Raw genomic sequence first — 14846 nt, forward strand, 5'->3', positions numbered from 1 at the left:
GTTAAACCACCAATTCCCCCGCCACCGTCGCACGCATGGCCTTGCCGCAAAGTTGTTCCACCAGTGTCAGGGCAAACTCCAAAGCGCCGCCTGAACCTTGAGCGGTCACGCAGTTGCCGTCGACCACCACCGGTTGGTCGACGAAGTTGCAACCCGACAGTTGATGACTGGCGGTCGGCAGGCACGTCATCCGCCGTTGACGCAGGACGCCAAAGGCCTGAAGTGCCAGGGCCGGGGCTTCGGCGATGCCGGCGAACAGACGGCCGGCTGCCGCCTGATCCTTGATCAATTGCTGCAAGGGTTGATGGCCTGCCAGATGTTGCGCGCCGACGGCACCGCCAGGCAGCGCGACCAGGTCGAACGGCTGGGCCAGCAAATCCACCAGCATTGCATCGGCCGTCACGCGGGTGCCGCGGGCACAGGTGAGCATGCGCCGGCCCTCGATGCTGGCCACCACCACTTCAACCTTGGCGCGGCGCAGCACATCGATCAGCGTCACGGTTTGCAGGTCATCGATGCCCTCGGCGAGGGTAATCAGGGCTCTAAAGGTCATGGGCGCAATCCACAGAATGATCTTTAAAGCGTAGTCAGCTTTCCTGACCCTTGTTCGAGCCGGCCGTTACTTGATGTAAAGCTGCGTCGACAGCGTGTTGCCCGGCGCATTGATGGACGTGTTGCTGAAGGTGAACGTGCCTTCTTGCTTGCCGGCCAGATCGAAGACATACAGATAGCCCACGGTTTTTCTGCCGACGGTGCAATCGGTAAGGTTGCCGTTATCAAAGGCGCAGATCGGGGTCCGGGTGCCGTCCACATCAAAACCGTCCAGCCCGACTTGCGCCTTGCGGCCATAGCCGACTTCCAGCACGTAGATCTTGATGTTCGGCCCGCTGTGATCGCAGCGTGTGGTCTCCTGCCCCTCGCCAATGTCCTCAAACCCACAAGCCGGCGACTCGACCTTGAGCACCTTGACCTGGCTCAACGGTGCCGCCGAGGCAGCCGAAGCGGTTTGCGCCCCCAGCATCAAGGCAATCAATACTCCAAATACGTTAACCAGACGCTTTTTCATGCAATCCCCATGTCCCCCAAAACCAGCGCGCAGTATGGCGCACTTGGCTTTAACGCAAAACATCGACGACGATCACCACCATAAGCAGCCACAACCCCACGCGGCTGGTATGATGCGCGGCTTTTTCCGACCCACAGAAAATTACCAGGCGCCTGCAGCGGTCTGTGCTTTGCTGTTGAGGTCGATACATTCACGGCGCCGGGCGCGCCACGGGGAGCAGACATGCTGGAAAGGCTGTTTCAACTCAAGGCACACAACACCAACGTGCGGACCGAGATTCTTGCGGGCGTCACGACCTTCCTGGCCATGGCCTACATTCTGTTCGTCAACCCGAGCATCCTCGGCGAGACCGGCATGGACAAAGGTGCGGTGTTTGTCGCCACCTGTCTGGCAGCCGCCATCGGCTCCACGACCATGGGCCTGATCGCCAACTACCCGATCGCCCTCGCACCGGGCATGGGCCTGAACGCCTTCTTTACCTACACCGTGGTCCTGCACATGGGCCACACCTGGCAAGTGGCGCTGGGCGCGGTATTCATCTCGGCAGTGTGCTTCTTCCTGCTGTCGATCTTCCGCATCCGGGAATGGATCATCAACAGCATCCCGCTGCCGCTGCGTTCGGCGATTGCTGCCGGTATCGGCCTGTTCCTGGCGCTGATCGCCCTGCACAACGCCGGCATCGTGGTCAGCAATCCGGCGACCATGGTCGGCCTCGGTGACCTGAAACAACCGGCACCGATCCTCGCCACCCTGGGTTTTGCCCTGATCGTTGCCCTTGAAGCCCTCGCCGTGCGCGGTGCGGTGCTGATCGGGATTCTGGTCGTGACCATTGCGTCGATTGCCCTCGGTTTCACCCCGTTCGGAGGCGTGATGTCGATGCCGCCATCGCTGGCGCCGACCTTCCTGCAACTGGACATCAAGGGTGCACTGGACATCGGTCTGGTCAGCGTGATCTTCGCCTTCCTGTTCGTCGACCTGTTCGACAACTCCGGCACTCTGATCGGCGTCGCCAAGCGCGCCGGCCTGATGGGCAAGGACGGCCACATGCCGAAAATGGGCCGCGCGCTGATCGCGGACAGCACCGCGGCCATGGCCGGTTCGTTGCTGGGTACGTCGACCACCACCAGCTACATCGAATCCGCAGCGGGCGTGAGCGCCGGTGGCCGCACCGGTCTGACGGCCATTGTGGTGGCGATCCTGTTCCTGCTGGCGCTGTTCTTCTCGCCACTGGCCGCCAGTGTTCCGGCATTTGCCACGGCGCCGGCACTGCTGTTCGTCGCAGTCCTGATGACTTCCGGCCTGGCCGAAATAGACTGGGACGACATCACCGTTGCCGCACCGGTCGTGGTCACTGCGCTGGCCATGCCATTCACTTACTCCATCGCCAACGGCATCGCCTTCGGTTTCATTTCCTGGACCGCCATCAAGCTGCTGTCCGGTCGCGGCCGTGAGCTGAACCCGGCGCTGGTGATTCTGTCGATTCTGTTTGTGATCAAGTTGGGTTGGTTCAACGCATGACTTTTGATTCCCAGGCTTACACCGTTCAGCTCGAAGAAAAGGTCACGCGCCTGCGCGACCTGCTGGCCCCGTTCGATGCGCCTGAGCCAGCCGTATTTGACTCGCCGCTGAAGAACTTCCGCCTGCGTGCCGAATTCCGCCTGTGGCGTGAAGCCGGCGAGCGTCACTACGCGATGTTTTCCCAGGAAGACAAACGCACGCCGATCCTGATCGAAGAGTTCCCGATTGCCAGCCTGCGCATCAATCAACTGATGCCGCAGCTCAAGGCCGCGTGGAAAGCCAGTGCGGCCCTGAGCCACAAGCTGTTTCAGGTGGAGTTCCTGACCACCCTGGCCGGCGATGCAATGATCACGTTGTGCTACCACCGTCCACTGGACGAACACTGGCACGCGGCGGCATCGAAGCTGGCAGCCGACTTGAACGTCAGCGTGATTGGTCGCTCGAAAGGCAAACGCGAAGTCATCGGCCACGATTACGTCGTCGAAAAACTTGAAGTCGGTGGCCGCACGTTCAGCTACCGCCAGCCGGAAGGCGCGTTCACTCAGCCCAACGGCACCGTGAACCAGAAGATGTTGAACTGGGCTTTTGACGCACTCGGCGATCGTCCCGACGATCTGTTGGAGCTGTATTGCGGCAACGGCAACTTCACGCTGCCGCTCGCGACCCGCGTACGCAAAGTGCTGGCCACCGAGATCAGCAAGACCTCAGTCAACGCAGCGCTGAGCAACCTCAGCGAAAACGCGGTGGATAACGTCACGCTGGTGCGCCTGTCCGCTGAAGAGCTGACCGAAGCCCTGAACGAAGTTCGCCCGTTCCGTCGCCTGCACGGCATCGACCTCAAGAGCTACGAGTTCGGCAGCGTCTTCGTCGACCCGCCTCGCGCCGGCATGGACCCGGACACCTGCGAGTTGACCCGACGCTTCGACAATATCCTGTACATCTCCTGCAACCCGGAAACCCTCGCGGCCAACATTGCCCAGTTGCACGACACCCACCGCATTACCCAATGCGCAATGTTCGACCAGTTCCCGTGGACTCACCACATGGAATCCGGGGTGTTGTTGACCCGTCGTTGATTGCTGCTGAGCGATACAAAACAGCCGTCATTTCGACGGCTTTTTTGTGCGTGCTCATTCGGTGATTTCTGGTTTGCGCGGACGTCCGCCCTTGCGACCATTGGCTCGCGCCGCCTCCGCTTTGGCGGCGCTGCTTTGGCGACCATTGCGCGAAGCGATGACCGAGGCGGCCATGTTCATCAGCGGCTTGCTCGCCGAGATCATGCCAGCGATGGATACATGCAAATCCTTGCCCTCATGGCAGAGGGCGGTTCCGGAAAAACCGACTTTCAGGTCGGCGAAATCCTCGACCTCGAATCCATCGAACTCCGGATAGTGCTGCACCGGCAGCAGCACGCCACTGCCATCAACGAAACTGACCGCCAGACACGGCTCCACAAAGGTCACGGCCGTCACCTGAAAACCACCTTTGTGACGCGCTTGCCCACGACGGATGGCCGTATCCAGCGCGGCTTCTGTCACAGGCCGATCCGCCAGTGTTTTCGCCTCTATAGATTTCATAACTTGATCTCCACACCCTCCGATACGCCAAACAGCGCCAGCAAGGTCTTGTTCGCCTCGGGCTCATAGCAAGCCGAATAAATCATGTTGGTCGCACTGGAGGAACAATTTCATGCTAACCCATCCGTTAGGTTAATGAGCCCAATGACCCGTCATTCCCTTGAAAATCCGATAGCCGGTGCAAGCCTTCACGTTATCGCCCGAACTTGAGGCTAGCGTTCCAACTCGCATCGGGCGTGGCGATACGCTGCAAAAATGGTAAGCAATCCTTTCCGCAATTTGATAAACACTGCATCAAGTCCTTCATTTGATCCCCGGTGTAATCAATCATGCAGCGAACATTCGACGATCTTCAGCTCGGCAGCATCGAACTGTTTTGCCTCGCCGCCGAAGCGGGCAGCTTCACCGCCGCTGCGCTGGTCGCTGGCGTGACGCCGGCAGCGGTGAGTCGGTCCGTGTCGCGCATGGAGGAACGCCTGGGCGTGCGGCTGTTCGCGCGCACCACTCGCAGCGTCAAACTGACGGATAGCGGGCGCCGGTATTACGAAGAATGTCGTCAGGCGCTGGCGCAATTGGTCGAGGCCCAACGCGAGGTGATGGGCCAGCAGCAAGAGCCTTCCGGCACCTTGCGCATCAGTATTCCCACGACGTATGCACATCACCGGATCCTGCCGTTGCTGCCGGCGTTTCGGGAGCGTTTTCCGCAGGTGAAAGTCGAGTCGCACATCAGCAATCGCAACATCGATTTCGTCGGTGAAGGCTATGACCTGGCCATCCGCGTGCGGGCGATTCCGGATTCCGGGCTGATCGCCCGGCAACTGGAGGACGCGCAATTGGTGATGATCGCCAGCCCCGATTACCTGAAGCGCGCGGGCACGCCGCAAACCCTGGACGACCTGAAAAATCATGAATGCATCCAGTACGATTTGCCCAGCAACGGTCGGCGGATTGCCTGGCTGTTCAACGACGATGGCGTGCAGCGCGAAATCCTCGCCGAGGGCGATCTCAGTTGTTCCGACGACGTGCTGGGCGGCGTGACCCTGGCCAAACATGGGGCGGGTCTCTTCCAGACTTATCGTTTTATCGTCGAAAAGGAGTTGGCCGATGGCTCGCTGGTGGAAATCCTCAAACCTTACGGCGGACGGTCACGACCATTCACCCTGCTTTACCCGCAAAGCCGCCATGTGCCTCTGCGATTACGGGCGTTTATTGATTTTCTGATCGAGCATTTGCCGCGTTGAGATGCCGAAACCGTCCGATCACCGCACACAAACCTCCGTCTCGGCGCCTGTTCAATTGACCAAATTAACCATCTAGTACAATTTATCTCCACAGGCTGGAACAACAGCCCATGCCAAAAATAATATGTGGAGAGACCCTGATGAACCCTATCGTTCTGGTGCTCAACGGCCCGAACCTGAACCTGCTCGGCACCCGTGAACCGGCAACTTACGGCCACGAAACCCTGGCGGATATCGCAGCGTTGTGCGGCCGGGCCGCCGAAGAGTTCGGCCTGGCGGTGGAGTTTCGCCAGACCAACCATGAAGGCGAACTGCTCGACTGGATTCACGCCGCCCGCGGTCGTTGCGCCGGGATCGTCATAAACCCCGCCGCCTGGACCCACACCTCGGTCGCCATTCGTGACGCCCTGGTCGCCAGCGAATTGCCGGTGATCGAAGTCCACCTGTCCAACGTCCATGCTCGTGAACCTTTCCGCCACCACTCCTTTGTTTCAGCCATTGCCACCGCAGTAATGGCCGGTTTCGGCAGCCACGGCTATCGCCTGGCGCTGGAGCATTTCAGCCTGCGCTTGAAAGGGTGAACGCCGTGACTCAGAACAACGCGGTACTGGCCGGGCTGATCGGCGCCGGCATTCAGGCGTCCCGTACGCCCGCACTGCATGAACATGAAGGCGACGCCCAGGGTTTGCGTTACCTCTACCGCCTGATCGATCTCGATCAGCTGAAACTCGACAGCAGCGCCCTGCCCGACCTGTTGATGGCGGCGGAACGTATGAACTTCACCGGTCTGAACATCACCTTTCCGTGCAAGCAGTCGATCATCCCCCTGCTCGACGAATTGTCGCCGGAAGCCCGCGGTATCGGCGCGGTGAACACGGTGGTGTTGAAGGACGGTAAACGCATCGGCCATAACACCGATTGCCTGGGTTTTGCCGAAGGTTTTCGCCGTGGCTTGCAGGGCGTTGCCCTTGAGCGTGTCGTCCAGATGGGCGCCGGTGGTGCCGGTGCGGCGGTGGCCCACGCGCTATTGAGCGAAGGCGTACAGCGGTTGAGCATTTTCGATGTGGAAATCAGTCGCGCGCAGAGTCTGGCGGACAATCTCAATCAGCATTTCGGCGCTGGCCGAGCCGTGGCGGGTCATGATTTGCCGAACACGCTGGCTCAGGCTGACGGCCTGGTAAACACCACGCCCATGGGCATGAAAAAACTGCCTGGCATGCCGGTCCCGGTGGAGTTGCTAAGGCCACAGTTGTGGGTGGCAGAGATCGTGTACTTCCCGCTGGAAACCGAACTGCTGCGCAACGCCCGCGCCTTGGGGTGCCGCACGCTGGATGGCGGCAACATGGCGGTGTTTCAGGCGGTGAAGGCGTTTGAATTGTTCAGCGGCGTGGTGCCGGATGCACAGCGAATGCTGGCGCATTTTCAAAGCATGAATGGTTAACGCAAATTGTAGGAGCCGGCTTGCTGCGGGCGGCGTTCCGACGATGGCGCCCTTGAGTACGCCATCGCCGGCAAGCCGGCTCCTACAAATACGCGTCAGGCCTGCAGGTATCGCAACACCGACTCGCAAATCATCTCTCGATGACGCTGCTTGATGCTTTCGTCCGGCAGGTCGATCTGAAAAATCTCACCAAACGTATGGCGGTTCGACACGCGATAGAAGCAGAACGAACTGATCAACAGATGCACATCCAGCGGCTCAAGCCCCGCCCGGAACACACCCTCTTCAGCCCCGCGACGCAATATCACGCCCAGTGAATCAAGAATGGTGTTGTTCATCGCCTTGATCGCATCGGAGCGCTTCACGAATTCGGCATTGTGAATGTTCTCGATGCTGACGATGCGCACGAAATCGACATTGCGATCATGGTGATCGAAGGTGAATTCCACCAACCGCCGAATCGCCTCCACCGGCGCCAATTCGGCCAGGTGCAGGCGGTTTTCGGTGCTGCGGATATCGCCGTAGAGCTTCTCCAGCACCTCGATGTAGAGCTGTTCCTTACTGCCGAAGTAGTAATAGATCATGCGTTTTGAGGTGTGAATGCGCTCGGCGATCGCATCGACGCGAGCGCCGGAAAGCCCCTGCTGGACGAACTCTACAATGGCCTCTTGAAGAATGTTCTCGCGGGTCTTTTCCGGGTTGTTCTTGCGACTCTTGCGTGGCTCGGCCAAGGGTTCGTCGGGCGCTACGGAGAGTTCTGATGTCATTGTCATTGCGGGCTCACGGCCATCACTGCACAGGCTGGCGATTATGAGCCGCACGGCACAGTGAAGGAAGCCGCGCGGCAGCGGTTTAACCTCGCGTTTACGAAATTGCTACAACTTCGCCTGACGAACGGCGCCGCTGCGGGACTTGGCCATCGCCGCCAGCCGCACCGCCACATTCGCCGCACCGTAACCGGCATAGCCGTTTTTACGCTGGATGATTTCAAAGAAGAATCGCCCTTCGAACGGCTCGGTGTAAACGTGGAACAGCTCACCGCCCTGGGCATCACGGTCGTAGAGCACGTTGTAATAAGCCAGTTCGCTGAGGAATTCGTCGTCGAAATCGAACCGCGCCGCCAGGTCATCGTAATAGTTGAGCGGGATATCCAGCAGCGGTACGCCCGCCTCCTTGGCCCGACGGACTTCGGCAAAGATATCGTCGCAGTCAAACGCGATGTGATGCACACCGGAGCCGCGATAACTCGACAGCGCGTGTGAGATCGCGGTGTTGCGGTTCTCGGAAATGTTCAGCGGCAAGCGGATCGAACTGTCGCGGCTGCGCAGCGCCCGGCTCTTCACCAGACCATACGGATCGGGCAGCACCACTTCGTCATCGGCTTCGAAATCCAGCAGGCTTTTGTAGAACAGCACCCAACTGTCGAGGCTGTCGGCCGGCAACGCCATGGCCATGTGGTCGATGCGCTTGAGGCCACCGCTGGCCGTTTCCGTCGGTTGCAGATTGAAGTCGGTGCCGTAGACGTCGGCGTCCTGGTCCACCAGGTAAATCAGGCTGCCATCCGGCGCGCGCACCGCAGCCAGTTCCAGCTCATTGGGGCCGACCAGTCCGCGATAAGGCTGACCTTTGTAAGCCACGGCCCGGGCCAGCGCGCTGGCGCTGTCATTGACCCGCACCGCAGTGGCGCAAAGCGACGGGCCATGCGCTTCGAAAAAGCTGTGGGCAAACGAGTAGGGCTCGGAGTTGAGAATCAGGTTGATGTCGCCCTGACGCATCAGGCTCACGCTTTTTGAACGGTGTTGACCGGCCTTGACGAAGCCCAGCCGCTCCAGCCAATGAGAAAGCCTGGCGCCGAGGCTTTCGTCCACGGCGAACTCAAGAAATTCGATGCCGTTGTATTCACTGGCCTTCGGCGTCTCGAACAGAATGTCCGGGCTGGCCGCAGGTTTGGTTTCCTGCGCCAGCCGCTCGCGGGTCTTCTCTTCCAGGTACAGCAACGAACGTAAACCGTCGGCGGCGTTGGCCCGTGGCGGTGCGGCGCGGAAGCCGTCGTTGAAGATCTCGAGCGACAACGGCCCGGTGTAGCCACTTTTGATGATCGGTGCGAGGAACCCCGGCAAATCGAATTCGCCCTGGCCCGGGAAGCAGCGGAAATGCCGGCTCCATTCCAGCACGTCCATGGCCAGGATCGGCGCGTCGGCCATTTGCACGAAGAAGATTTTGTCGCCGGGAATGTCGGCGATGGCACTCGGATCGCCCTTGAGCGACAACGTGTGGAAACTGTCCAGCAACACGCCCAGACTTGGGTGGTCCGCCTGGCGAACGATGTTCCATACCTGTTGCCAGGTGTTGACGTGCCGGCCCCAGGCCAACGCCTCGTAACCGATTCGCAGGCCACGCGCACTGGCGTGTTCGGCCAACAGGCGCAGGTCGTCGATGAGGATTTGCTCATCACCCACGGAATCGGCGGAAGCGTTGCTGCACACCAGCACCAGGTCAGTGCCCAGTTCCTGCATCAGGTCGAACTTGCGCTCGGCCCGCTCCAGATTTCGCGGCAGGCGGTCGCGGCGGCAGCCTTCGAAATCGCGGAACGGTTGAAACAGCGTGATGGCAATCCCGAGATCGGCGCACATCTGTTTAATTTCCCGAGGACTGCCGTCGTAATAGAGCAGGTCGTTCTCGAAAATCTCCACCCCGTCGAAACCGGCGGCGGCAATGGCTTCGAGTTTTTCCGGCAGGGTACCGCTCAAGGACACGGTGGCAATGGAACGCTGCATGTTTCGACTCCCGGTGGTGGAGACTGTCTTGTTAGAGGTTTTGTAGGAGCCGGCTTGCTGCGGGCGGCGTTCCGACGATGGCGATTTCGCGGACGCCATCGCCGGCAAGCCGGCTCCTACAGGGACCGCGTTTTTCATGGAGTAAATTATTGGCTGTAGTATCGAGCACAGCGATTCAAAGTGTACTATCCGGTTAGTTTTCCGTGCGATTATCGAACACAATGGCCTTTGGCGAATTGACGATTTTTCGTCCACTGCCCACCATCCACTACACATTGAGTCCGGTCACAACCATCGGTCTCGGTGACCCAAGACTCAGAACACCACATAAAAATAATCGGTGGCCTACATGACTCCTTCTCAAAGCTCTCCCGTGGAGCGTTCCTCCACGACTCCTGCCGTCGGTGGCATCGGCGACAAGATCCGCGGCGCCATGGCCGTCGGCAAGACCCGTTGGGGCATGCTGGCGCTGGTGTTTTTCGCCACCACCCTGAACTACATCGACCGTGCCGCACTGGGCGTGATGCAGCCGATCCTGGCCAAGGAAATGAGCTGGACGGCGATGGATTACGCCAACATCAACTTCTGGTTCCAGGTCGGCTACGCCATCGGTTTCGTGCTGCAAGGCCGCTTGATCGACCGGGTCGGCGTGAAGCGCGTGTTCTTCTGCGCGGTGCTGCTCTGGAGCCTGGCGACCGGCGCCCACGGCCTGGCCACGTCAGCGGTCGGCTTCATGGTTTGCCGCTTTATCCTCGGGCTGACCGAAGCCGCCAACTACCCGGCTTGCGTGAAAACCACGCGGTTGTGGTTCCCGGCCGGCGAACGCGCCGTGGCCACCGGCATCTTCAACGCCGGCACCAACGTCGGTGCGATGTTCACCCCGATGCTGCTGCCACTGATCCTGCACGTGTGGGGCTGGCAAGCCGCGTTCCTGTGCATGGCGTCGCTGGGCGGTATCTGGCTGCTGTTCTGGGGCCTGAAGTACTTCAACCCGGAAGATCACCCAAGCGTTAAACAATCGGAACTGGACTACATCCAGAAGGAAGTCGAACCGGAACAATCCCGCGTACCGTTCTCCAAAATCCTGCGCATGCGTGGCACCTGGGCCTTCGCCCTCGCCTACTCGATCACCGCGCCGGTGTTCTGGTTCTACCTGTACTGGCTGCCACCGTTCCTCAATCAGCAATACAACCTGGGGATCAACGTGACCCAGATGGGTATCCCGCTGATCATCATCTACCTCACCGCTGACTTCGGCAGCGTTGGCGGCGGCATCCTGTCCTCGTTCCTGATCGGCCGCGGGATCAACCCGATCAAGGCGCGCCTGATGTCGATGTTCCTGTTCGCCTGCTGCATCATCGGCGTGGTCATGGCCGCCGGTTCGAGCAGCCTGTGGGTGGCGGTGTTTGCGATCTCCCTGGCCATCGGTGCACACCAGGCCTGGACCGCGAACATCTGGAGCCTGGTGATGGACTACACGCCTAAACACATGATGAGTACGGTGTTCGGCTTCGGCGGCATGTGCGCCGCGATCGGCGGGATGTTCATGACCCAGTTGGTCGGCCACATCCTGACCATCACCAACAACAACTACACCGTGCTGTTCACCATCATTCCGGCGATGTACTTCATCGCGCTGACCTGGATGTACTTCATGGCGCCGCGCAAGATTCCTACAGTCGAAAACTGATACACCCCAAACGCAGGCCTGATCCCGGGCCTGCGTTTTTTTATGCGCAGGATTTATGAATGCCCCTTTTTTTCTCAACACCACAGAGACCCACCATGTCGCCAGGTCACTTGAGCATTGCCAAACGCGCCGTGATCAGCTTCGGCGTTATCGCCCTGCTGGTTCTGTTGCAGGGTTTGTTCGCCCTCAAACAGGTTGCGCAGGTCCGCGCCACCGGCCAGCACACGGAAAACATCTCCCTACCGAGCGTTCGCTACCTGGGTGAAATCCGCGACTACGTCCTGAGCATTCGCGTACTCAGCCTGCGCATGGCCCTCAACCGCGACCCCAAAGTGCTCGATGCTACCGTCACACGCCTGCATCAAGTACAAGGCTGGCTGGGCGAGACGCTGGAAAAATTCACCCCGCTGGTCGGTGATTACAACCGGGAGCCGTACGAAAAGTTCGTCGCCACCGTCACCCGTTACCGTCAGGCGTTGGCGCAATACGAAGCACTGTCGCGGGAGAACCGCAGCGAAGACATGACCGCGCTGCTCAACGGCAAAATCCAGGAGTACTCGACCCAGACCGGTGACCAGTTCGCCGAATTGATGGCCCTTGCCGCCAATGAAGTCAGCCTGTCGGCCAACCAGGCCGACTCGCTTTCCAACCAGGTGAAGTTCACCGTGATCGGTGCGCTGATCGCCGTTGCGCTCCTGACCTTGTGCCTGGCCTGGCTGCTGATTCGCAGCATCGTCGTTCCGATCCGTCAGGCTGTCGCCGTGGCCGAGCAAGTCGCCGCCGGGGACTTGAGTAAACCGATCCACAGCCACGGCAGCGATGAAACCGCACGTTTGCTCAAGGCCTTGTCGGCCATGCAAACCAGCCTGCGCGAAACCCTGCAACTGATCAGCGGCACCTCGACGCAATTGGCGGCGGCTGCGCTGCAGATGAATCAGAACACTCGGCAGGATTCCGCTCGACTGCAACAGCAACACAATGAAATCGAACAAGCCGCCACGGCCGTCAACGAGATGACGGTCGCGGTGGAAGAAGTCGCACGTAACGCGGTGTCGACTTCCGACAGCACTCGCCTGTCCACGCAGCAAGCCAACCAGGGCCAGACGCGGGTCATTGAGACACTGGATTCGATTCAGGCGATGAGCAGCAATGCCGGCCTCGCTCTGCAACAGGTGCAGACGCTGGCCGAGCAATCCCGGGAAATCGGCAAGGTGCTGGACGTGATCCGCGCCATCGCCGAACAGACCAACCTGCTCGCGCTCAATGCCGCCATCGAGGCCGCCCGCGCCGGGGAAGCCGGGCGTGGGTTTGCAGTGGTGGCCGATGAAGTACGGGCGCTGGCTCATCGCACCCAGCAATCGACCCGCGAAATCGAACAGATGATTGGCCGGGTGCGGGGCGATACCGACAGCGTGGTGCTGTCGATGCACGACAACAGTCAGCGCGTCGCCGACACCTTGTCGATTGCCGAACAGGCGGGTCTGGCACTGGCAGAAATCACCCGGGCCATGGAGCAGATCCATGAACGTAATCTGGTGATCGCCAGCGCGTCAGAGGAACAGGCGCAAGTGGCCCGCGAGGTGGATCGCAATTTGCTGAACATCCGCGACCTGTCGCTGGAAAGTGCCGACGCCTCGACCCGGACCAGCGCCACCAGCCAGGAATTGTCGCAACTGGCGACCGGCCTGCAAAACCTGGTGGTGCGTTTCAGATTCTGACCCTGTTCAGCGACGGCTTTGCTGCCAGGCCGCCGCCAAACCGCTGCAGCAAATCACCGCGATCCCGACCACCGTGGTCAGGGTCGGCGTGTGGGAAAACAGCAACCAGCCGAGCAAACCGGCGAAGACAATCTGGCAATAGCCGAACGGCGCCAACAGCGCAGGGGCGGCGTAGCGGAATGCCTGAGTCAGAAACAAATGCGCCGTCATCCCGCACGCACCCAGCGCCACCATCATCAATCCATGCCCAAGGCTCGGCACTTGCCAGAAGAACGGCACCAGCGCGCTCATTACCAGGGTGTTGCACAACCCGGCGAAAAAGTTGCTGGTGGTCGGGCTGTCGACGCTGCTGAGCTTGCGGGTGAGCAATTGATAGAAGCAGAAAAACAGCGCCGAACAGAGCGGCAGCAGCACCGCTGGCGTGAACAGATCGCCGCCGGGGTGGACGATGATCAATACGCCGATAAATCCGCAAATCACCGCGATCCATTGGCCACGGGTGACGCGCTCACGCAGCAGCGGCACCGACAGCGCAGTCACCAGGACCGGTGCAAGAAAGTTGACCGCGGTGGCTTCGGCCAACGGGATGTACTGCAAGCCTGTGGTGAAAAACAGACTGGTGCCCAGCAGGCACAACGCTCTCAGCAACTGCAGCAACGGCCGTTTGGTGCGTAGGACTCGCAGCCCGGATTGCGGCAGAAAAATCCCGGCCATCAACAAGGTGTGAACCACATACCGGGCCCAGACCACCATGACAATCGGGTAGAACCCCGAAAGGTATTTCGACAAGGCGTCATGGCTGGAGAAGAGAAAGGTGGCGAAGACGATCAGCAAAATCCCTTTGAAGGGTTGGTTTACGCCGGAGAGCGGGGTGCTGACGGTCATTGGGGATCCTTTTTTACTTCGAAAGTCAAAAGCTTCGCGGGCGAGCCTCGCTCCTACAAAAGCAATGGAAAACCCTGTAGGAGCGTGGCTTGCCCGCGAACAGGTGCGCAGCACCTTCTAGATTCTTGCCAACAATTCCCGGGCCTTATCCATCGCCATCTGTGCCCGTTGCAACCCGCTCACGCCCTGCTCCAACAACTTCACCGTTGGAATCTCCAGGCTTAGCGGAATATCGGCCGGCAAACACTGCAACAACCCCGCCAGATCACAATCGCCATCACCTGGAAAACGTCGCTCGTTGCGGGCCTGACGCAAAATCTCCGCCATGTCCGTCGGCCGCGGCCCCGCTACATCGCACAACTGCGCATACCGTAACCGTGACGGGGCGACTTTGGCCAGATCTTCCAGCCGAGAACCCGAGCGGTCGAAATGGAAAGCATCAACCAATACCGCGCCGTTTTCACGATCAGCGTTTTCGACAATGCGCACCGCTTGCTCAAGATTGCGCGCATCGGTCCAGGGCATGAACTCCAGGTGCGGGTGCAGTCCGTAAGGCGCCGCCAGATCACAGAGCCGGGCGAAGTTTTCCGTCAGCCGCTGCTCGTCAGAATCATTACCCGCCACCAGCAATTCACTGGCACCAAACTCCGCACCGACTGCCAGAATTTTCTCGAAATCGGCGACGACGGTGTCCGGTTTAAGACGCAGGATTTCAACATCCAGCACACGAATACCGGTGTCGCGCAGCCGCGCCAGCGTCTCACGCCGCAAACCGACATCGGCTACCAGCGCAAAGTGATGTTCTTCGGGTGTCGCCGGCTCAAGGCGTAGTCCCACGTGGCTGTACCCGGCACGTGCCGCGACGTCCACCATCTGCGGTGGTGACAATTCCAGTACCGTCAGGCTGGCCAGGGAAAAGATCCGTTCATTCAT

Annotated in this window: 14 protein-coding genes; 7 read left to right on the forward strand and 7 right to left on the reverse strand. The window is 60.0% G+C overall.

Annotation, left to right across the window (positions count from 1 at the left end):
- Position 1: 1 nt before the first annotated feature.
- Complete coding sequence (locus tag IB246_RS24025) at positions 2–553, reverse strand: DJ-1 family glyoxalase III (RefSeq protein ID WP_008028906.1); 552 nt, start codon at positions 551–553, stop codon at positions 2–4.
- A 66-nt stretch (positions 554–619) separates the two neighbouring features.
- On the reverse strand, positions 620–1066 hold the full coding sequence (locus IB246_RS24030) for a DUF4879 domain-containing protein (protein ID WP_008040293.1): 447 nt from the start codon (positions 1064–1066) through the stop codon (positions 620–622).
- Positions 1067–1288: 222 nt separating this feature from the next.
- Between IB246_RS24030 and IB246_RS24035 the strand changes: the two genes are divergently transcribed.
- Positions 1289–2584, forward strand: coding sequence for an NCS2 family permease (locus IB246_RS24035; RefSeq protein WP_008028910.1), 1296 nt, complete (start codon positions 1289–1291; stop codon positions 2582–2584).
- A complete protein-coding gene (gene trmA, locus IB246_RS24040) occupies positions 2581–3660 on the forward strand; it encodes a tRNA (uridine(54)-C5)-methyltransferase TrmA (RefSeq protein ID WP_008040292.1) in 1080 nt (359 codons plus the stop codon). The genes IB246_RS24035 and trmA overlap by 4 nt, the downstream gene beginning before the upstream one ends.
- Before the next feature lie 54 nt (positions 3661–3714).
- Here the strand turns inward: trmA and IB246_RS24045 are convergent, their stop codons facing one another.
- Complete coding sequence (locus IB246_RS24045) at positions 3715–4161, reverse strand: DUF2442 domain-containing protein (RefSeq protein WP_008040291.1); 447 nt, start codon at positions 4159–4161, stop codon at positions 3715–3717.
- Between the two features lie 329 nt (positions 4162–4490).
- Between IB246_RS24045 and IB246_RS24050 the strand changes: the two genes are divergently transcribed.
- The 3 genes from IB246_RS24050 (at position 4491) to IB246_RS24060 (ending at position 6843) form a co-directional block, all read left to right on the forward strand.
- Complete coding sequence (locus IB246_RS24050) at positions 4491–5402, forward strand: LysR family transcriptional regulator (RefSeq protein WP_008040290.1); 912 nt, start codon at positions 4491–4493, stop codon at positions 5400–5402.
- A 140-nt stretch (positions 5403–5542) separates the two neighbouring features.
- Positions 5543–5983, forward strand: a complete 441-nt coding sequence (gene aroQ, locus IB246_RS24055) for a type II 3-dehydroquinate dehydratase (RefSeq protein WP_008028918.1) — start codon at positions 5543–5545, stop codon at positions 5981–5983.
- Between the two features lie 5 nt (positions 5984–5988).
- Entirely contained in the window at positions 5989–6843 is an 855-nt protein-coding gene (locus IB246_RS24060) for a shikimate dehydrogenase (RefSeq protein ID WP_008040289.1), read from the forward strand.
- A 95-nt stretch (positions 6844–6938) separates the two neighbouring features.
- Here the strand turns inward: IB246_RS24060 and IB246_RS24065 are convergent, their stop codons facing one another.
- Complete coding sequence (locus IB246_RS24065; protein ID WP_008028922.1) at positions 6939–7616, reverse strand: TetR family transcriptional regulator; 678 nt, start codon at positions 7614–7616, stop codon at positions 6939–6941.
- Between the two features lie 102 nt (positions 7617–7718).
- Positions 7719–9620 carry a 3-dehydroshikimate dehydratase QuiC gene (gene quiC / locus IB246_RS24070; RefSeq protein ID WP_008040288.1) on the reverse strand — a complete coding sequence of 634 codons (1902 nt, stop codon included), beginning with the start codon at positions 9618–9620 and terminating at the stop codon, positions 7719–7721.
- 433 nt (positions 9621–10053) lie between these two features.
- On the opposite strand from quiC, the gene IB246_RS24075 reads away from it, so the two are divergent.
- Together IB246_RS24075 and IB246_RS24080 are read left to right on the forward strand one after the other, a co-directional pair.
- Positions 10054–11310, forward strand: a complete 1257-nt coding sequence (locus IB246_RS24075) for an MFS transporter (RefSeq protein WP_223414472.1) — start codon at positions 10054–10056, stop codon at positions 11308–11310.
- Between the two features lie 95 nt (positions 11311–11405).
- Entirely contained in the window at positions 11406–13028 is a 1623-nt protein-coding gene (locus IB246_RS24080; RefSeq protein WP_192230189.1) for a methyl-accepting chemotaxis protein, read from the forward strand.
- A gap of 6 nt (positions 13029–13034) precedes the next feature.
- Here the strand turns inward: IB246_RS24080 and IB246_RS24085 are convergent, their stop codons facing one another.
- Positions 13035–13913, reverse strand: coding sequence for a DMT family transporter (locus tag IB246_RS24085; RefSeq protein WP_008028930.1), 879 nt, complete (start codon positions 13911–13913; stop codon positions 13035–13037).
- Positions 13914–14030: 117 nt separating this feature from the next.
- Entirely contained in the window at positions 14031–14846 is an 816-nt protein-coding gene (locus IB246_RS24090; RefSeq protein ID WP_008041926.1) for a sugar phosphate isomerase/epimerase family protein, read from the reverse strand.

This window comes from Pseudomonas sp. PDM01 (genome assembly GCF_014852325.1).
Lineage (GTDB): Bacteria > Pseudomonadota > Gammaproteobacteria > Pseudomonadales > Pseudomonadaceae > Aquipseudomonas > Aquipseudomonas migulae.

Bases quoted from the DNA above. Each gene is read 5' to 3' on its own strand.
- IB246_RS24025 (WP_008028906.1), bottom strand. From the start codon at position 553: ATGACCTTTAGAGCCCTGATTACCCTCGCCGAGGGCATCGATGACCTG.
- IB246_RS24030 (WP_008040293.1), bottom strand. From the start codon at position 1,066: ATGAAAAAGCGTCTGGTTAACGTATTTGGAGTATTGATTGCCTTGATG.
- IB246_RS24035 (WP_008028910.1), top strand. From the start codon at position 1,289: ATGCTGGAAAGGCTGTTTCAACTCAAGGCACACAACACCAACGTGCGG.
- trmA (WP_008040292.1), top strand. From the start codon at position 2,581: ATGACTTTTGATTCCCAGGCTTACACCGTTCAGCTCGAAGAAAAGGTC.
- IB246_RS24045 (WP_008040291.1), bottom strand. From the start codon at position 4,161: ATGAAATCTATAGAGGCGAAAACACTGGCGGATCGGCCTGTGACAGAA.
- IB246_RS24050 (WP_008040290.1), top strand. From the start codon at position 4,491: ATGCAGCGAACATTCGACGATCTTCAGCTCGGCAGCATCGAACTGTTT.
- aroQ (WP_008028918.1), top strand. From the start codon at position 5,543: ATGAACCCTATCGTTCTGGTGCTCAACGGCCCGAACCTGAACCTGCTC.
- IB246_RS24065 (WP_008028922.1), bottom strand. From the start codon at position 7,616: ATGACAATGACATCAGAACTCTCCGTAGCGCCCGACGAACCCTTGGCC.
- quiC (WP_008040288.1), bottom strand. From the start codon at position 9,620: ATGCAGCGTTCCATTGCCACCGTGTCCTTGAGCGGTACCCTGCCGGAA.
- IB246_RS24075 (WP_223414472.1), top strand. From the start codon at position 10,054: ATGGCCGTCGGCAAGACCCGTTGGGGCATGCTGGCGCTGGTGTTTTTC.
- IB246_RS24080 (WP_192230189.1), top strand. From the start codon at position 11,406: ATGTCGCCAGGTCACTTGAGCATTGCCAAACGCGCCGTGATCAGCTTC.
- IB246_RS24085 (WP_008028930.1), bottom strand. From the start codon at position 13,913: ATGACCGTCAGCACCCCGCTCTCCGGCGTAAACCAACCCTTCAAAGGG.
- IB246_RS24090 (WP_008041926.1), bottom strand. From the start codon at position 14,846: ATGAATGAACGGATCTTTTCCCTGGCCAGCCTGACGGTACTGGAATTG.